Source organism: Pseudarthrobacter sp. MEB009 (assembly GCF_030208875.1).
In the GTDB taxonomy this organism is placed as follows: domain Bacteria; phylum Actinomycetota; class Actinomycetes; order Actinomycetales; family Micrococcaceae; genus Arthrobacter.
Map to the genome: position 1 here is coordinate 57,033 of NZ_JARVTC010000003.1, position 18,267 is coordinate 75,299.

Here is an 18,267-nt window from a genome sequence, read left to right on the forward strand (position 1 = left end):
CAACGCCGCAGCGTCAGCGTCCGGTGCCGCCGTAAACGGTGGCTTCGCTGTCGCTGTCCAGGTCGAAGGCGTTGTGGATGACGCGCACGGCCTCATCCAGCAGGTCCGCGTGGGTCACCACGGAGATGCGGATCTCCGACGTTGAGATCATGTTGATGTTGATCCCGGCGTCGGAGAGCGCCTTGAAGAACGTCGCGGAAACGCCGGGATGTGAGCGCATGCCGGCTCCGATCAGGGACAGCTTGCCGATCTGCTCGTTGTACTCGATGGTCTCGAAGCCGATCTGGTCGTGCGCCGCATGCAGCGCAGCCAGCGCGTCGGCGCCTTCCACGATGGGCAGCGTGAAGGAGATGTCCGTCCGGCCGGTGCCGTGGGTGGACACGTTCTGCACAATCATGTCGATGTTCGAGTGTGCGTCGGCGATGACCTGGAAGATCGCTGCGGCCTTGCCGGGAATGTCCGGGACGCCAACAACGGTGACCTTGGCTTCGGAACGGTCATGTGCAACGCCGGAGATGATTGGCTGCTCCAAGGCAACTCCCTCTTGAGTGGTGATCTTGTCTTCGGCGCTGGGAATGACCCAGGTGCCTTCGTGCTGGCTGAATGAGGATCGGACGTGCAGCGGAACGCCGAACCGGCGTGCGTACTCAACACACCGCAGATGCAGGATCTTGGCGCCTGACGCTGCCAGTTCCAGCATCTCCTCGCTGGAGATGGTGTCGATTTTCTGGGCGGAGGGAACCACGCGGGGATCGGCGGTGTAGATGCCGTCGACGTCGGTGTAGATCTCGCAGACATCGGCTTCCAGTGCTGCGGCCAAGGCCACAGCCGTGGTGTCGGAGCCGCCGCGGCCCAGGGTGGTGATTTCGTTGGTGGTGCGGCTCATGCCCTGGAAACCGGCGACGATGGCGATGTTGCCCTTGTCCAGGGCGGTCCGGATGCGGTGCGGATCGACGTCGATGATCCGGGCCTTGCCGTGGATGCCGTCGGTGATCATGCCCGCCTGCGAACCGGTGAACGACTGGGCAGAGGCGCCGAGTTTGTTGATGGCCATGGCCAGCAGCGCCATGGAGATCCGTTCGCCGGCAGAAAGGAGCATGTCCATTTCGCGGGCGGGAGCGGAATCGGTGACCTGTGAGGCGAGGTCCAGGAGCTCGTCAGTGGTGTCGCCCATCGCGGAGACCACCACCACAACCTCGTTGCCGGCGGCCTGGGCGTCCACCACGCGTTTGGCCACGCGCTTCACGCCGGCTGCGTCGGAGACTGAAGAGCCACCGAATTTCTGCACGATGAGCTGTTTGGTCACCGCACGGCCGGTGGGCAGCACTTGCTGCTCGGTTGCGTTGTGCACTTCGGTAGTGGGCGTACTCATGCGCATACCTTCACTGGATCAGTTGGAATTCTGGAGGCCTGGCAGCCTGACGCCGGCATGGCGCGACTTCCTCCGACAGTTTATCGCCGCCCGCAACGCGGCGGACAATTGTGACCGCATCCCGGCCATCGGGCCTTTCCGCGGTCACGGAAGTGCCGGATTCCGGCCCGGGCGCGAGGGCATTCCGGCGACGCAGTGCGGGGCTAGAATCGGAGCCATGCCTACGACATCCAGCATGGGACGGGGGATCATGGCCGTCCTGGCGGTCGGTGCCCGCGCCGCCAAGGGCTTTCCCGGCGGAACGGTCGCCGGCGTAGCCGCGGATCTGGGCAAGGATCGAAGCCAGGTCTCCCGGAGCCTGCGCGGTGCGCAGCAGGAAGGCTTCCTGGAGCGCCGGGATCAACGGTCCTACGCCTTGGACTGGTCGCTTTTCACCGACGCCCAACTGCTGACTGAACAGCGGCTGCAGACGGACGGTGCCATCGCCTTGGAAGGCCTGGCCCGGGAGACGGATGAAGGATGTTTCCTGGGAGTGCTGCATGGGGACAGCACCGTGACCATCGGCGAAAATGTTCCGGCAAGCAGCAACATGGTGGGCTCCTGGCTGGGCCGGCCGTACCCCGCCTACTGCAGCGACGCGGGCCAGGCTTTGCTGTGGGAAGCCTCGGATACCGAGGTCCGGACCGTGCTCGCCGCAGCCGACTTCGTTCGGCACGGCCCCAGCACACCCGTGGACGCCGAGGATTTCCTCAGCCGGCTGCGGGAAGCGCGGGCCCGAGGGTACGCCGTGGTCGACGAAGAAGCCGAGCCAGGCCTCTATTCCCTGGCTGTTCCGATCCGGGATTTCAAGGGCGAGGTGGTGGCTGCGCTGCAGATCGTGGGGTCCAAAACACGGCTTGAGCCGCGGCGGGAGGCCTGCGCGGCGGCTCTGATTTCGTGGGGAAAGTGGCTTGAGTCTGCGCTTGGCCATGTGATGCCGGAGCAGGCCGAAGCACAATGATAAGCGCCGGGGGATGACCCGTGAGCTGGTGGATGCCCGCGCGCGCCGGGCAAGGAACGCGGTTCAGTCAGACGCCGGGCCGGCGCCGTCCAGGGTAGGGCTGGCACCGGATCCCAGCCGTTCGGCGGCCACCAGCAGGGCGCCGGCGAGGCGGCCGGTGCTGTCGTGGAGCGCGGGACCGCTGCCGAGGACGCTGAGCGAGGCAAGGATGATGCCCTCAGGATTCCGGACGGGAACTGCCAGTTCATGGATGCCGTGCTCGAATTCTTCGGCAGCCGTGACGAAGCCGCGGGGCCTGTCACGTTTCATCAGTCCCCAGACTTCGTCCGGCGAATGCGCCGCACCCGGACCGCCGATGCCGATGAAGTTCACCCCGCGGAGCAGGTCCGCAACCGCTGCCTGTCCGTGGTCCCAGAGCAGTGCCCGGCCCGCTCCGGTACACCAGACGGGTGTCACCATGCCCGGCTTCACAAAGCTTCCGGGCAGCGCATCGTTGCTGGACGTCCGCAGCAGAACCACACGGTAGCCATCACGCACGGAAATTCTGAACCTGAACCCGGACATGGCCACGAGGGCCTCCAGCTCGGTCCGGGCTCCGCGAATCCAACCGGTGTTGAGCGAGGCTGCCAGCGTGAAGAACCGCGGCCCCGTCCGGAATGGTCCTCTCTCTACGCGTTCCAGCAGCCCCAGTTCACATAGTTCCTGGGCCAGCCGGGAGACGCGGCTTGGCTCCATGTGAAGCTCCGCGGCGAGCTGGGAAACGCCCAGCAGCCGCCTGCCCCGTTTTTCCCGATCCGCCACCATGCGGACGATCCGAAGGCCTTGGGCCATGGACGAAGATTCCGAAGGTACTTCCACTGCCGGTGCTCCTTCCATCCGCTGGCCACGCCCATTCTCACATGCCGCCAGGGCGCGCCAGGACCCGCTGTGGTCCGCCCGGCCGGTATGGCATCTGCCGGTACTGGACACGGACACCACAGCGGATCACGATTGGAACAGCCAGTGGGACGGCCATCTAAAAAGTGGGTTGGGCCTGTCCAACCGGGAGGGAGGGGCACCATGACTGACGGTGACAACCCGGCTGCCAGTGAGCCCCGGTACGAGCCGATCGGGGATGGCAGTCCCGGCGTTGGTGACGCTGACGACGTCAGCGGCGGGCCGCCGTCGCCCGCGGCACCCCATATCTGGTTCCTCCTGCGTCGTGGTTTCGCTGCCGGACTCAAGGGCACCCGTTCGCGCTGGTTTTGGGGGTGGAGCGCGGCCGTCCTCGCCGTGTGCTGCTGCGCGGGCGCCTTGCTGGTGAGCGCCGCACTTGCCATCGGTGGCCTGCCACCGGATTCCCACGGCTGGACCTACATCCTGACCGCCGCAGCCCTGGTGGTGGCGTGCTGCGTGCTGGCCATCAGGTGGGGTGCGGTTCCGGTGCTACCCGGGCCGCCCGACGGCCGGGCCGATGGTCCGTGGCGGGGCTGGGCCCAGGCAACGGTCAAAGGAACAGTGTTTGCTGCAGCCGCCGGGCTGCTCCTTACAGTGTTTGCGGCCTTGACGGGCTCCGGCCCTGCCGTCGCCGCAGTTTCGTTTGGACTGATGGTGGTGGAAGCAGTGGTTTTCGCCGGTATTGGTGCCGGCGCCGCGTGCTGGTTCGAGGACTGGCGAGGCCGGGCCTTAGCCTGGGGGATGGCGGGACTGCTCCTGGTCGGAAACGTCGGAGCGGTTGTGGCGTTGTTGCCCACGGTCCGGGCGGAGGAATTGGTCCTGGTGACCATCAATATCCAGCGGGATGAGCTGGGGCGGGTCACATCGTACAGCTGCTCTTCCGAGGTAAGCGGCACCAGCGTGGTTGACCATACGGAACGGATAATGTGGCTGGCCACAAGCCACCCGGTGGTGCTCCTGGCACTGCTGGCAGGGGAAACCGATCCTCGCGTGGATGCCATCAACTGGGTGCCGGGGGAGTTGCAGGCCGCCGCGGAGGGCACGCAGGTTCCGTGCGTGGCGGGGAACGACGGCGAGGAGGCCGGTAGCGGGGTGCCCCTGGCTCCGGTGGGGTTTGGGACGCAGTTGGCCGCCGCAGGTGTCGTGCTGGCGGCCGGCCAGCGGGCGGCGGGACGCAGCCGGAAGCTTCCGGTCTGAGGAATCGGCTCAGTCCTGTGCTTCGCCAACCAGGTGTTGCTACGTCAGGGCGTTCCGGCGGCCCTCGAAGGCGCGTCCCAGCGTGACCTCATCGGCGTACTCCAGGTCGCCGCCCACCGGCAGGCCAGATGCCAGCCGCGTTACGGCGATACCGATGGTTTTCAGCATCCTGGCAAGGTAGGTGGCGGTGGCCTCGCCTTCCAGATTGGGGTCCGTGGCGATGATGACTTCCTGGATGGCGCCATCGTTGAGCCGGGTCAGCAGTTCCCGGATCCGCAGCTGTTCCGGGCCTACGCCGGCGATGGGGTTGATGGCCCCGCCCAGGACGTGGTACCGGCCCCGGAAGGAACGCGTGCGCTCCACGGCGAGGACGTCCTTGGATTCCTCAACCACGCAGATCATCGCGGGGTCCCGGCGGGGGTCCCTGCAGATGTTGCAAAGTTCCTGCTCCGTGACGTTGCCGCACACTGTGCAGAACTTGACCCGTTCCTTCACCGTTGTGATCGCCTCCACCAGCCGTTTCATGTCCTGCGGGTCGGCTTCAAGGATGTGGAAGGCCAGCCGCTGCGCGGATTTGGGGCCCACGCCGGGAAGGCGTCCGAGCTCATCGATCAGCTCCTGGACAGCACCTTCGTACACGATTTCCTCTTAACTTGGTGTGGATTGTGGTCAGCCGGCCCGCGGCCAAACCGTGCGGGGTCAGTATCTTGGTGCGATGGGGCTGCCATCGGCTGAGCGCTCTTCAATGAGTTTGCCGCCCAGGATGCGTTCCACTGCGGCCCGGCCAAATACCCCGGACTCTTCGATGGTCTCATCATCTGCGCTGGGGACATCCTGGACGTAGGTGGCGGTGGCCACTGCGCGTGCCGGCGCCTTGGCCCGGCCGGCCTCGGCTTCCGGACTGTTGGACAGCCGCTGGTAGAGGCTTTGCCGGGTTTCGACGGCGGCCGGTGACTGGGCCTGGGCCGCAGTTGCAGCTGCAGTCGAAGTCGGGGCCGCAGCTGCCGCGGCCATTGCGTAGGCGGGTTCGCGCCGCTCGGACACGGCTGGAGCGGCGGCAGCGGACGGCGCGGCAGGAGGTATGGGTGCAGGCTCTGCCTCCGGAGCGGACGCAGACGCACGCGCCGAAGCGCTCGCCGGTTCAGTGGCCGGCGCAGGCGCCGGCGCCTGACCCGGCGCCGGGTCAGAGCCCGTGACAGCGCCCCATTCCGGCCCTGATGATGTTCCCGGCAGGCCAGCTGGAATTGAGGGTGGAACAGAAGCGGTTGCAGGCTCGTAGTGCGGCTGCGGGTCCGAGGTGCCCGATGCCGAAGTACCCGGTGCCGAAGTGCCCGGTGCCGAAGCGCCGGATTCCGAAGTACCCGATCCCGGACTTCCCGGTTCGGAGGTTTCCGCGGTGGCGCCCACATTACTGGTGTCGCCCACCACCCAGACTCCGGGGGCCTGCTCCACGGCGCGGGCCCAGGGGTCGCGGGCCAAGGGGTCTGTCCCGCTGTCAGCCTGGGCGGACTGCTGTGCCGAAGATTTGTTCTGTGAGCGATCCGGAGCATCCGCGATCGGTGCCCTGCCGCGACCGGTACCTGAGCCGGAGCTGGCGGCAGCAGCGGACGCCGGGGGCGTGGACTGGCGCGGCGGCGCCCAGTCCATGGGCGGCTCCTCCTCCAGCGGGGGAGCGTCCTCATCCCGGGGCGGTCCCCAGTCGTCGTCGGAGTACGAATAGTCGCCTGCCACGCCGTGGGTGTCCTGTTGCACCGGCTGAGGCGATTCCGGAACAGGGGTCGCTGCCGCCGCGGTGCGTCCGGTTGGCAGCTCCTGAGCGGCCGCCGCTGTCCCGGCAGGACCTTCCGGGGCAGCAGTTGCCGTGGCAGCATTGGCCCCAGTCGCTACCGTAGGATCCGCAGGTGTCGGCTGATTGGTGGAAGCGGTGTCATCGGGGCGTGAAAGATCCTGGCTGGTGACTGGCCAGCCTGACAGGCCGTTCGCTGAACCGGCGCTGCCTCCCGCCGCGGGTGAATCTGCCGGCGCGGCAGGTCCCGTTGCTGCCGCGCCGGTAGGCCCGGTGTGGTCTGGTGCAGTTGCAGGTGCCTGGGCAGGTCCCGCTGTGTGCGGCTCCTCCACAGGGGCAGCCGCAGACGTAGATACAGGCGCAGCCGCCGACACCTCCGCTGCAGTTGGAGCGGGTTCCGCGCCCGGTGCGGGCGCAGGTGCCAGGCCCCAGGCGACGTCAGCCGAGCTGGCGGCCGCCGGGGTACTGGGGGTGGCCGGGGGCGTTGCCTTGGCCGGTGCTTTTGGGTTTGGGTCAGAGCTCGACTGTCCGCCGCCGGCAACAGCGGTGATCTGGCAGTCGATGCCCAAGGTCTTGTGAATGGCCTGGCGCAGGTTTTCCGCGTGGTCCGCACGCCCGAAGGCGCCGGCCAGTCCCTGCGTGGAGAACGAGAGCGTCAGGATGGTGCCATCGAAGGCGCTGACCTGTGCGTTGGGTTCGACCAGCGCCCACGTGCTGCGCTTGATCTTCGACAGTGCCTGAAGCACTTCAGGCCAGGCCCGGCGCAGCACTTCGACGTCGCCCAATCCGGAGGGCGCACTGCGGGACACGGTGGGCGCCGAATCCCCGCTGCCGGTGCCGCCGCTGCCAGCCGCCACGCTGGCGTCGCGGGTACTGCCTGCGCTGGTGCCACTGGTGGACGGGGATGCGGGGGATGCCTCGGTGGCCTGGGGCCGGCGGCCAGCTGTGTCCTCGACGGGCCAGTCGGCGGTGCTGACCCTGGGTGGTGTCAGCGGCTGCCGGGTTGCACCTTCAGCCTCATCCGGGTTGGCGGACGAAGGTTCCGGGGCGGCCGTCCCGGCGTTGGTGTCCGGGGCTGCCGGCTGCCCAGCTTGGGCTGCGGACTGCCCAGCCTGGGCCGACGGCGCGGTTGCTGCCGGCGGCGTGGCCCGCGGGGTGGAGTTGGCGGACGGGCCTGCCAGGGAGGTCGAAGACGGGGCCGGACCCGGAGTCGCGGGCGGAGCCGTGGCGGCTGCAGCCCTGGGCGCTGCCGCTGCCGGGGCAGAGCCGCTCGGGCCCGCGGCAGGGGCAGTTGCGGTGCCGTCCGGACCCGCGGTGGCGGCAGCCCCGACGTCGTTCCCGGCGTAATTGAGGCGGCGTTCCACCCTGTCGATCCGCGCGGCCATGCCGCGTTCGTTCTGTTCGGAACTGGGCAGAAGGATCCGGGCGCATAGCAGTTCGAGGTGCAGGCGCGGGGACGTGGCCCCGGTCATTTCGGTCAGGGCGGTGTTGGTGACGTCAGCCGCGCGGGACAGTTCAGCTGCACCCAGGTTGTGGGCCTGGTTCTGCAGCCGGGCAATCTGGTCCGCAGGCATTCCCCGAAGAATGGTCTGCGCACTTTCGGGCATGGCCTGGACAATGATGAGGTCGCGGAAGCGCTCCAGCAGGTCCTCAACGAAACGGCGGGGGTCGTGCCCGGTCTGGATGACCCGGTCCACTGCGCGGAAGACGGTAGCTGAGTCAGATGCCGCCACCGCTTCCACAACGTCGTCAAGCAGCGATGCGTGGGTGTAACCCAGCAAGGCAACAGCCAGTTCGTAGTCCAGGCCGTTGGGGCCGGCTCCGGCCATTAGCTGGTCCAGGACGGACAGCGAGTCCCTGACGGAGCCGCCACCGGCCCTGATCACCAGGGAGAGGACGCCGGGGGCCACGGGCACGTTCTCCTGGTTGCAGAGCAGTTCAAGGTAGGCCATCAGCGGTTCTGGCGGAACCAGGCGGAACGGATAGTGGTGGGTCCGTGACCGGATGGTGCCGATCACCTTGTCCGGTTCCGTGGTGGCGAAGATGAACTTGATGTGTTCCGGCGGCTCTTCGACGATTTTCAGCAGCGCGTTGAAGCCGGCCGACGTGACCATGTGGGCCTCGTCAATGATGAATATCTTGTAGCGGTCGCGGACCGGGGCGTAGGTGGCCCGCTCGCGAAGATCGCGCGCATCGTCAACGCCACCATGGCTCGCCGCATCGATTTCGATGACATCAAGCGATCCGGAGCCGCCCCGGGCCAGTTCGACGCAGCTGGGACAGGTGCCACAGGGGGTGTCCGTGGGGCCTTTGGCGCAGTTGAGGCAGCGGGCCAGGATGCGCGCAGAGGTGGTCTTGCCGCAGCCGCGGGGGCCGGAGAAAAGATAGGCGTGATTGACGCGGTTCTTACGCAGGGCCGTCATGAGCGGCTCCGTGACGTGTTCCTGCCCGATAACGTCTGCAAAGGAATCCGGACGGTATCTGCGGTAGAGGGCGGTAGTAACTGTCACAGAGAAAACCCTACCAATCCGGGCCGACAACCTGCCGCCCTGTGGGGGAAAAGTAAAGACCCCCCATGCACCCGCCAGAGCCCATTTACCCTTGCTACCTTCCGGTCCTGGGGGAGTTCAACAGGATGACGCCACATGAGGGGCCGCCAGTTACTTTACCCGAACATCCGGCGTGACTCGAATCGGCGGGCGCGGGCCCCGGTGGCGGCTGCTGAGTCCGGCCAATCAGCGAATTTGATTGCTTATCCCCCCGCCACCCCCGATCATGGGTATGTACACCGATTGGGGCAATCTCAAGGTTGTGAGCTGCGGGGCCTGGGAGAACGGGGCCGGACCCGGCAGCTCAACGGTGGCACACGGGAATGGGCGCATTGGGGGCGTCCATTTCGGTTTTAAGCGCCGGCCCTCCGGACACTGCCAGGCCCCGTACGCAAACCGGAAAAGGCGCCAATTGGGCGATGGGGAAAAGTTCAGGTAATCTAGTATCTGCTTTTGATTCAGAAGCAGTTGGAGAATTCGCCTAGCGGCCTATGGCGCACGCCTGGAACGCGTGTTGGGTTAACGCCCTCGGGGGTTCAAATCCCCCATTCTCCGCCGAACGGAAATCCGGTCCCATCATGATGGGGCCGGATTTCCTGGTTTAACCGCCCCGCGGCTTACGAGGCCTATGCGGCTTGGCCGCTCAGGCCTTCCCGCGTATGGCAAGACCTGCCGATAGCCGTGCGCTAGCATCCTTGGCAAGGTAACTAACGGGGGAGACAGGCGATGAAGCTCAAACCAGCGGCAGCGATGGCAATACTGACGGTTCCACTGCTGCTCGGAGGCTGCGCCGGCGACGGGTCAGGTATTGCTGCACTGACAACTCCTGCCGGACCTGAAGACGAACTCCCAAGCGATGCGCACTTTCAGTTTCCTGAACACATTGATGCCACAACCCTGCGGTTCCTGGTCGAAGATAACGGCCGGCAGTTCTTTGCAGCGCAGAGTACCGATGGCGCCCAGGCATGCCTGGCGGTGGTCAATGCCGATGGGCACGTCACCGATTACGCGGGATGCGCAGCTGCAGCCGGCAGCTCCAGCAACAAGATCGTGACCGTGACCGGGTCAGACAGGAGACCGGCCGTCCTGGCGCGGGACAACGCGGACGCCGCCCAACTCGAGTCTGAAGGCTTGAAGCGGGTTCACCAGAACGTGTACGTAGGCAAATGAGCGGAAGGGCCGGCCGGAGATACCCCCGGTGCTTCCGGGGCCCATTACGGCCGGTCCGCCGCCGGGGAGCCCAGCCGGCGCAGCCGCTGCCGGGCAGAGACTTCGCTTGGACCCATGGGTCCCAGGGCAAGGCGGACGACGCCGAGAACGGCTTTGGTGGCCAGCTTTACCGGCAGGGGGAACGGCCCTAGCCGGGGAACAGTCAGGCCCAGCATCCGGCGGTATTCGGGCTCCAGGCTGTAGACCGCGCCGGCAAACAGAATCCGGTATCCGGGCCGGAGCATGGGATGCAGTGGTGCATCACGGATGAAGGCAACAGTTTCCTGGACCCTGGCATCCACGCGGAGGTCGCCGTTACGGTGCCATGTGTCGAGTTGGCGCCGCATGTCGGCTTCTGTGCGGGGCGGATGTTCCACTCCCATCAGCGTTCCTGCCTGTGACCACTCCCGGACGTAGGCGTCGGCGCCGCCAGGGATGGGGCCGCCCCAGAGCTTGTGGGCCGCGAGGAATCCGTCCGTGAAGGCGATGTGGATCCAGTTGGCAAGATCCGGATCGTTGGCGCTGTAGCTTTGGCTGGCACCCTGGTTGTCCTGGTAGCTGCCCTGCACCGGTTCATGCAGTCGCCGTACCCGTCGGGACGCTTCCCGGGCGGCTGCCTGCGACCCGTAGGTGACCGTGAAGATCCATCGGATGGTGTTTGCCAGCCGGCCCAGCGGGTCTTCCCTGAAATTTGAGTGCTCGTGGACGCCGGCCAGCGCGCCAGGATGCAGGGACTGCATCAGCAGCGTCCGGATGCCCCCGACAATGGGGGACATGGAACCATGTACTGCCCAGACTGCCGACCCCGGCAGGTGGTAGCCCGGATCATCGCCGTCGGCCAGGCGCAGCGTCCATTCCGGTGGCGCCCCGGACTTGCCCGAGAAGGTTTTCCGGACTTCGTCACGCCATTCGCTGAAGAAATTCCGCATGCCCCATTGTTGCCCAGCCGCGGGCGAATGCGGCGGTTGGACCCAGGACAGGGTGGTGTTGGTCCGCGTGGAACCGGCGGGGGTGGCGTATTTCCACAATTATTGCCACACCTCAGCCCATCAGGGTTCACACGCCGCCGGAGGTGTGTTCCCATGGGAGAACGCGCAAGGGCAACATGCGCTGGATCACCATCGGAGTCGATCTATTGGGCAAGCATTGGGGCGCCGGAAACGGCCAGGAACGTCGACGTTCCTTCCGCGCTGCCAGTCGTGCTGCCGCAGGTTCTGCCGTGTTGGCCGCTGTGGTGTGTGTGGTCAGCCAGTCGGGCGCCCCTGCCGGCGGCCCCAACCTTCGTGACGCGGCGGCCCTGTCCCGCGGGTCCGTTGACCCGGCCGCGAGTTTCAATGGAGCCGCTACGGGCGCTTTTGGTTCTCCCGGCTCCGGCGCTGCAACCGGTGACTCCGGCCAGCCCGCCTCCGGCACCGTGGGCGCGGGTGCGCTTGCGCCGGTCATTTTTTCGGATCCCACTGCGGCAGTACCCTTCACCAGATCGCCGATCACCGGCCAAAGCACCGCCGGCATCTTGCCTTCGGCCATCGGCACGAGCGGAGTCGGACGCCCTCCAGCGGGTTTCCTCATGGCTCCGCTTGCGGCGCTTAGCCCCAGTTCGCCCTTCGGCTTCAGGGTCAGTCCGCTCACCGGCGGAGGCGGCGATTTCCACCTGGGCCAGGACTACGCCGCGGCCTGCGGAACCCCGGTGTACGCGGCCGACCGGGGTGTGGTCCGCGCTGCCGGCTGGCACCCGTGGGGCGGCGGCAACCGCGTGGAGATCGACCACGGCAACGGGCTCGTCACCACGTACAACCATCTGCAGTCCATCTCGGTTCGCGCCGGAGATCCGGTCCGGATGGGCCAGGCCATCGCACACGTTGGTTCCACCGGCTGGTCCACCGGATGCCACCTGCATTTCGAAACGATCGTCAACGGAAAATACGTGAATCCGCAGACGTGGGGCCTGGTTCCGCTGAGTGCGGTGACGGGCGGCGACTCCACCCCGGCGCAGTCGTATCTTCCCGGCAGCGGTCCAGCCACCGGCGGATCCATCATCTGGACCATTCCCGGCGGGCAGGCTGCCGCGATTCCGTCCACAAGTGAGGAACCCGGCGACGAAGACGTGACCGGGCCGTCGGGCAGCACTTCGCCGTCGCCGGCAGTCATTCCGACGCCCAGCCCCTCGCCGTCGCCGACAGTTACACCGCCGCCCAGCCCTTCACCAAGGCCAACGCCGACAGTTACACCGACGCCCAGCCCTTCACCGACGCCGACAGTTACTCCGACGCCCAGCCCTTCACCGACGCCGACGCCGACAAAACCGACGCCGACTCCTACTCCGACCCCGACAAAACCGTCGCCGTCGCCCACTGCAACTCCGGCGCCAAGCGCTACTTCCACGTCTTCACCTACGCCTTCATCCACGGCAACGCCGACCCCCACTCCAACGAAGGCGGCGGTGCCGGCGACATTGCCGGCCCCAACCCCGCCGGCAACTGCCACGGCCACGACTACGCCGACCACAACGCCACCTCCCGCGCTGAAACAGGCCGTCACGCCGTCGTCGGCCCCTGCCCGCTCGGAAACTGAACCAGCTGCAACGCCGGGGCCAACACTGACGCCGACGCTACGTCCCACGCTCGGGTAACTGCGCCCCTGCTGCCCCGCCTCCCGCAACGGTCCTTCGCCGCACCGAATTCCGCGTACAGGAAACCACCAGCACCCACCAGTACGTTGGGTCTTTGGTAACGAACACCCTGTATGGACAACTTTCTGAGGACGAGACCCGTGGCATCTTTGTACCCGATCCCGCTGACCCTTAACGACGGAACCGAGACCGAATTCGGCAGGTTCAAAGGCAACGTGGTGATGGTGGTCAATGTGGCCTCGAACTGCGGCTTCACCCCCCAGTACGCTGGCCTTGAGGCGCTCTATGGGAAGTTCCAGGACCGCGGCTTCGAGATCCTGGGCGTCCCCTGCAACCAGTTCGCCGGACAAGAGCCCGGATCGGACAGCGAGATCGCCGAGTTTTGCGAGCGCAACTTCGGCGTCACCTTCCCGCTGACGGTCAAGGCTGATGTCCGCGGCAAGAGCCAGCACCCGCTTTACTCGGAGCTCACCACGTTCAAGAAGGGCCTGTTGCCGGGGATGGTGAAGTGGAACTTTGAGAAGTTCCTGGTCAACCGCGACGGCGAGATTGTGGACAGGTTCGCCCCCACCACGGAACCGGACTCGGCGGAGGTCATTGACGCCGTCGAAAAGGCCTTGGGATAAGAAAAACCGCGCGTTCCGCGAATTTGCGGCGCAGAAGCGCAGTTTTTTTACCTTTTTCCACATGGGCGTCGGCGATTTGCCCAAAGTTTGCCGGATGTCTGGTTGGATAAACGTTACTGAAGGTAGAAGGGAAACGCCGTTTCCCACCGACCACAGAGGCAGCAATGGAGCACATCGAGGCCGAACATCCCCGGCCACGCCACTTCCTTCTCCACCTGAGCGATCCCCACTTGTTGGGAGGACCGGACCCCCTTTATGGCGTCGTTGACAGCGAAGCCAGGCTGATTCAACTTTTTGAAGAGGTCAAGGCATCAGGGGCGCGGCCGGAGGCGGTCATCTTCACCGGTGACCTTGCAGATAAAGGCGATCCTGACGCCTATACAAAGTTGCGGGCCATCGTTGAACCCGCGTGTGAAGAACTGGGCGCCAAGATCATCTGGGCCATGGGCAACCATGACAACAGGGCTAACTTCCGGCGCGGACTGCTGGACCAGCCCGGGACGGATGAGCCGGTTGATCACAGCTACTTCATCGAAGGCCTGCGGGTCATCACCATGGACACCACGGTGCCAGGTTTCCATCACGGAGAACTAAGCCCCGATCAACTGGACTGGTTGGCCCGGGAGCTGGAAACGCCGGCACCGGATGGGACCATATTGGCGTTGCATCACCCGCCCGTCCCGTCGGTGCTGGATCTGTCGGTGCTGGTGGAGTTGCGGGACCAGGCCTCACTGGCGGCCGTGGTGCGGAACTCGGACGTCCGGACCATCCTCGCCGGGCACCTGCACTACTCCACCACCGCCAGCTTCGCCGGGGTACCGGTTTCGGTGGCATCGGCCAGCTGCTACACGCAGGACCTGAATGTCCCTGTCGGCGGCACCCGGGGCCAGGACAAGGGGCAGTCCTTCAACCTGGTCCATGTCTACGAGCACACCATTGTGCACTCGGTGGTGCCGTTGGGCAGCGCCGCGACGGTGGGCGAATACGTTCCTGCGGCCGAGACAGCCAGGCGGCTGGCCGCCGCGGGCGTCCGGATCCCGGAGACCCGCAAGCAGGCGGTCGGCCCCAAACTCGGCCAGCCATCCCGGTTCACGTAGTTCCCCGGCAGGTCCGGCGCAACAGTCCCGATTGGAAGAAAGAGGCCGGCACCCAGGTGCCGGCCTCTTGGGTTAAACGGAGGGACGACCAGCGGTTACTTCTCCCACGGTGCCTTGATGGGGTAGTACTTCTCCAGGAAGTCCGTCACCAGCTGCGCGCGCTCATCGGAGCTTACTTCGGGGAAACTGCCATCGTTCAGGCAGAAGAAGTCCATGTTGCGCTTGGACAGGAGTTTGGGCAGGTAGTTCAGCCCGCTCCGCATGGTGGTATCCACGTAGCGGACCTTCGCCGCGGTCTGCGTCACCGCACGCCCGGTGAGCAGGGCGTAATAGTGGTAAAACGAGTTGGTGACCGAGATGTTGTCGGCGGCCCGGAACCGGCTGGCCGCTGTTTTGCGGAACTCGTCCGGGAACTCCTTCTCCATCCGGGAGACTACGCTGCGGCGCAGCGGAGCAGCGGTGTGTTCCAGGTGCCGGGTGGTGATCCGCCCGAACCTGTTCCACAGGAGCTTCCTGTTGACCCTCGCGGCGTTCTCGAAACCGCTGCGTTCGGCGGCGTTGTCGCCCAGGCCGATCCGGGTTTCGGCTTCGATGAACTTGGTGATGCCGCCGGGCGTGAAGAAGAGGTCAGGGCTGACGGCACGGCCGAAGAACATGTCGTCGTTGGAGTACAGGAAGTGCTCCGACAAGCCATCGATATTGTGCAGCTGGGACTCCACGGCCTGCGAATTGTGCGTGGGCAGGACCGACGGGTCGGAGAAGAACTCCTCACTGCGGACAATGGTCACTGCCGGGTGCTCCTCCGCCAGCCATGACGGCGCGGGGGAGTCGGTGGCGATGAAGATCCGGCGGATCCAGGGCGCAAACATGTACACCGAGCGCAGCGCGTATTTGAGCTCGTTGATCTGCCGGAAGCGGGCCTCGTGGTCGTCGCCTTCGCCCAGCACCACGTCCTTCTGCTGGGAGCGACGCGCCGCGATGTATTCGGGGGAACTGCCGTCCACCCAGGAGAACACCAGGTCAATGTCGAAGCTGATGTCGCTGGCGTGGTCGGCAAACATGTTCTCGATGGTGGGCCAGGAGTGGCCGTAACGCTCCACCGTGCCGCGGACCGCGTCCTGGCGCAGGAGGGTGCGGCGGGTGAGCGAGTTCTCGATGGGCAGGGTGAGCTCTTCCCCTTCGAAGGACCACAGCTCAATCTGGACGCCCGCGGAAGCGCCGAACTCGAAGCCGCCCACGGGTTCCACCCGGGGCCGGTACAGGCGGAAGATCCGGGCCTGCCGGTTGGAGGACAGTTCCCCGTCAGCCACCAGGACCGACGTTTTCTTTTTGGCGTCCACCGTCATGGAGTAGAACGGCTCGTCCCGGCAGGATTCAACCAGCGCCGCCCGCAGCTTCTTCCGGTCTTTCCAGTCCAGGGCGATGACGGGGCGGTGGTTGTTGCCACGGACCAGCAGATAGGCCAGTCCGGCGTCGGTGAGCACGTTGCGCAGGAAGACCAGATCCTCCACCATGGCCTGGTAAGGCGTCCTGGTGTCGTTGATCAGGGCGTAGCGGCCCTTATGCCGGACAACATCGGGGCGGTGTTTCAGGCGCTGCTGCGCCTCGGCCGATGTGACCTCTGCATGGAATTCTTCTGCTGCCGACGCCTGTCCACCGTAGTAGACCTCGTCCTGAACCGTTGCTTCTGTAATGGTTGTCTCCATGCTGGTATATGTTGCGTTCCTACCTGCATGATAGTCCTGCCGGGCTAACGCAATGTTTACCGGACCGATCCTGACTGCCCGGGGCCACCCGGTTCAGCGGCTGGATTCCTCCCGCCAGCTGCGCAGGAATGCTCCGCCGGCGTCGTCGTGGATGACGTCTTCGGCAAGTCCCAGGTCCGCCGCGGTAAGCACTGTGTACGGTTTGACCGGGACGCCGTCTGCGGGGCGGACATCAACGTGTTTTACGGCATGGCCGTTGTGGTGCAGCCAGTCGGCCATGGCGTAGTCCGTGCGGGAATCGCCCACTGTCCGCCAGGCCTGCGGCGTGATGCCCTGCGCGGCCAGCAGCTCCACCGCCCGGCTGGCGCCCAGGTCCTTCCCAAGCCGGACCGACTCGATGTCGGTGGAAATGATGGTGGGGTCCACCCGGTAGTCCACTGCATCATCGGAATCGGGGACGTGGTGGTCCAACCGGACCACACCCAGGCCATGGCGCGTCATCAAATCCATGGCATCGGCGTCGAACAGCTTCTGCTCGGCCAGGTAGTCAGCGCTGGCCACCCCGATGTGCTGCTCCACGGACACCATGGCCCGCTTTGTTTCATCAAAGAACATGTGTTCCGCGTATTTGTCAGCCACCAGGGTCCTGACGTCGTTGCCGTAGGCGGCAGGCACGGCAAGTTCGTGGTCCACATGCAGGGGGCCCGCACCGGCCGCCGTGTACGTGAACCACACGGCTCCCTTCTCGCAGATGGCATGGATCAGGGTGCCGGCCGGGATGCCGGCCTGGATCATGGGGTCCATAACCTGCTCGCGGATAAAGGCGTCCGACCGTCCCGTGTTGAAGATGACGGGGATGCCCGCGGCGGCCAGCGCCAGCAGGTCGTTGATGATTTCCGGTTTGACCGAGCGCGTGACGGGGCTGGCCACGGGCCCGTCGACGTCGAGCAAAAGCGCCAGCGGCGGCGCTGCCGGGTGGTGGGCTTCGGCGGTGGGCACGGCGGGGGACTGGAAACCTGTCATGGGTCCCATTCTGTCAGGCGGGCGGCGCCGGGCAGGCCCCCGTTACGGGCCCGCCCGGGACGTGGCCAATGGTTGCTTTTTGGCTACAACCTGCCCGCCGCCGGCGCTGGAGACTTTCGCTGGGCTGGCAGGATGCCTAGGGTGGCATGGTGATATTCAAAGCTGTGGGCGAGGGCCGCCCGTACCCCGACCATGGTTACACCACGCCCAAGGAGTGGGCTTCGCTTCCGCCCCGCCCGGTCCGGCTGGACGAGCTGGTGACCACCAAACGCACCCTGGACCTCGAAGCCCTGCTGGCCGAGGACTCCACGTTCTTTGGCGACCTTTTCCCGCACGTGGTGCAGTACCAGGGGATCCTTTACCTTGAGGACGGCCTGCACCGGGCCGTCCGGACGGCACTGCACCAGCGCACCGCGATCCACGCCAGGGTCCTGGTGCTCGATGGCTAGGAGAAAGCCGCAAGACACCACGGTCCTGCACGGCCATCATGTGGTCAGCGGACCGGAGCTTCGTGCCGCGCTGGATGCGGTCCGGGACGACGACGGCACCGCCAAGGTGCGTCGCCGCGCGGTGCACGGGGCAGTGCTGGTGCTCCTCGTCGGCATGATCGCGGCAGCCATCATCACCGCCATGGCCATCATGAACGGACAGCTCAAGATCCCGGCGGCCGAGGCAGCCAGGGAAACTGCTGCCACCTGTCCTCCCGCCACCTTTGACTACGCGCCCAACGAGACCATCAACGTCAACGTGTACAACTCCACCAGCCGCCCCGGCCTGGCCCGCGCCGTGGCGGATGAGCTCCTGGCCCGGAAGTTCGTGGTGGGCGCCGTGGCCAACATCGACGCCGGCTACCGGGGCATCGCCGCCGTGGTCTCCGGCCCCACCGGCCAGTCCTCGGCCTTCAGCATCCAGCGCAACCTGCCGGGCTCGGACTACTTCCAGGACGGCAGGACCGATGGCAGCGTGGACGTGATCCTGTCCCAGGCCTACAGCGCACTGACTGCGCCGGAGGTTGTGGACCAGACGCCCGGCCGGCTCAGCTGCCCGCGGGACAGCCGCCGGATCGCCGACGACGATAAGTCACCCGTCGTCCCGTCCGCCGCTCCCTAGGCCCCCGCCCTCGCGTTGAGCTATCAG

15 protein-coding genes, 1 tRNA gene and 1 other RNA gene are annotated in these 18,267 nt (G+C 66.2%); 9 read left to right on the plus strand and 8 right to left on the minus strand.

Features of this window, described 5'->3' with window-relative positions; all coding sequences use genetic code 11:
• Positions 1–13: 13 nt before the first annotated feature.
• Positions 14–1,372 carry an aspartate kinase gene (locus QRN07_RS01495; RefSeq protein WP_050686704.1) on the minus strand — a complete coding sequence of 453 codons (1,359 nt, stop codon included), beginning with the start codon at positions 1,370–1,372 and terminating at the stop codon, positions 14–16.
• 217 nt (positions 1,373–1,589) lie between these two features.
• Here QRN07_RS01495 and QRN07_RS01500 point away from each other — a divergent pair, with 217 nt between their 5' ends.
• Positions 1,590–2,372, plus strand: a complete 783-nt coding sequence (locus QRN07_RS01500) for an IclR family transcriptional regulator (RefSeq protein ID WP_285240199.1) — start codon at positions 1,590–1,592, stop codon at positions 2,370–2,372.
• Between the two features lie 63 nt (positions 2,373–2,435).
• Here QRN07_RS01500 and QRN07_RS01505 read toward each other — a convergent pair whose 3' ends face one another.
• Complete coding sequence (locus QRN07_RS01505) at positions 2,436–3,230, minus strand: IclR family transcriptional regulator (RefSeq protein ID WP_285240200.1); 795 nt, start codon at positions 3,228–3,230, stop codon at positions 2,436–2,438.
• A gap of 201 nt (positions 3,231–3,431) precedes the next feature.
• Between QRN07_RS01505 and QRN07_RS01510 the strand changes: the two genes are divergently transcribed.
• Positions 3,432–4,505 (plus strand): hypothetical protein, encoded by a 1,074-nt coding sequence (locus QRN07_RS01510; protein WP_285240201.1) that lies wholly within the window; start codon positions 3,432–3,434, stop codon positions 4,503–4,505.
• 39 nt (positions 4,506–4,544) lie between these two features.
• On the opposite strand, the gene recR is transcribed toward QRN07_RS01510, so the two are convergent.
• From recR to ffs, 3 genes are all read right to left on the minus strand, one after another.
• Complete coding sequence (gene recR / locus QRN07_RS01515) at positions 4,545–5,144, minus strand: recombination mediator RecR (protein WP_050686699.1); 600 nt, start codon at positions 5,142–5,144, stop codon at positions 4,545–4,547.
• Positions 5,145–5,204: 60 nt separating this feature from the next.
• Positions 5,205–8,801, minus strand: a complete 3,597-nt coding sequence (locus QRN07_RS01520; protein ID WP_285240202.1) for a DNA polymerase III subunit gamma and tau — start codon at positions 8,799–8,801, stop codon at positions 5,205–5,207.
• Between the two features lie 51 nt (positions 8,802–8,852).
• An RNA gene (ffs, locus tag QRN07_RS01525) (signal recognition particle sRNA small type) lies at positions 8,853–8,949 on the minus strand.
• A gap of 361 nt (positions 8,950–9,310) precedes the next feature.
• On the opposite strand from ffs, the gene QRN07_RS01530 reads away from it, so the two are divergent.
• Both QRN07_RS01530 and QRN07_RS01535 read left to right on the plus strand, forming a co-directional pair.
• Positions 9,311–9,395, plus strand: a tRNA-Ser gene (locus QRN07_RS01530).
• Between the two features lie 171 nt (positions 9,396–9,566).
• On the plus strand, positions 9,567–10,010 hold the full coding sequence (locus QRN07_RS01535; protein WP_285240203.1) for a hypothetical protein: 444 nt from the start codon (positions 9,567–9,569) through the stop codon (positions 10,008–10,010).
• 44 nt (positions 10,011–10,054) lie between these two features.
• Here QRN07_RS01535 and QRN07_RS01540 read toward each other — a convergent pair whose 3' ends face one another.
• Entirely contained in the window at positions 10,055–10,978 is a 924-nt protein-coding gene (locus QRN07_RS01540) for an oxygenase MpaB family protein (RefSeq protein ID WP_050686728.1), read from the minus strand.
• Positions 10,979–11,616: 638 nt separating this feature from the next.
• Here QRN07_RS01540 and QRN07_RS01545 point away from each other — a divergent pair.
• The 3 genes from QRN07_RS01545 to QRN07_RS01555 all read left to right on the plus strand — a co-directional run bounded on the left by QRN07_RS01545 (position 11,617) and on the right by QRN07_RS01555 (position 14,401).
• Complete coding sequence (locus tag QRN07_RS01545) at positions 11,617–12,678, plus strand: M23 family metallopeptidase (protein ID WP_285240204.1); 1,062 nt, start codon at positions 11,617–11,619, stop codon at positions 12,676–12,678.
• A 140-nt stretch (positions 12,679–12,818) separates the two neighbouring features.
• Positions 12,819–13,304, plus strand: a complete 486-nt coding sequence (locus QRN07_RS01550; protein WP_050686694.1) for a glutathione peroxidase — start codon at positions 12,819–12,821, stop codon at positions 13,302–13,304.
• Positions 13,305–13,468: 164 nt separating this feature from the next.
• On the plus strand, positions 13,469–14,401 hold the full coding sequence (locus tag QRN07_RS01555; RefSeq protein ID WP_056595437.1) for a phosphodiesterase: 933 nt from the start codon (positions 13,469–13,471) through the stop codon (positions 14,399–14,401).
• A 95-nt stretch (positions 14,402–14,496) separates the two neighbouring features.
• On the opposite strand, the gene QRN07_RS01560 is transcribed toward QRN07_RS01555, so the two are convergent.
• Both QRN07_RS01560 and QRN07_RS01565 read right to left on the minus strand, forming a co-directional pair.
• Positions 14,497–16,107, minus strand: coding sequence for a stealth family protein (locus QRN07_RS01560; RefSeq protein ID WP_082178353.1), 1,611 nt, complete (start codon positions 16,105–16,107; stop codon positions 14,497–14,499).
• 93 nt (positions 16,108–16,200) lie between these two features.
• On the minus strand, positions 16,201–17,130 hold the full coding sequence (locus tag QRN07_RS01565; protein ID WP_285240205.1) for a Cof-type HAD-IIB family hydrolase: 930 nt from the start codon (positions 17,128–17,130) through the stop codon (positions 16,201–16,203).
• Between the two features lie 149 nt (positions 17,131–17,279).
• On the opposite strand from QRN07_RS01565, the gene QRN07_RS01570 reads away from it, so the two are divergent.
• Together QRN07_RS01570 and QRN07_RS01575 are read left to right on the plus strand one after the other, a co-directional pair.
• On the plus strand, positions 17,280–17,579 hold the full coding sequence (locus tag QRN07_RS01570) for a type II toxin-antitoxin system VapB family antitoxin (protein ID WP_197273594.1): 300 nt from the start codon (positions 17,280–17,282) through the stop codon (positions 17,577–17,579).
• Positions 17,572–18,240: a LytR C-terminal domain-containing protein gene (locus QRN07_RS01575; protein WP_050686686.1), complete on the plus strand. Its 669-nt coding sequence runs from the start codon at positions 17,572–17,574 to the stop codon at positions 18,238–18,240. Before QRN07_RS01570 ends, QRN07_RS01575 begins: the two co-directional genes overlap by 8 nt.
• The last annotated feature ends 27 nt before the right edge of the window (positions 18,241–18,267 follow it).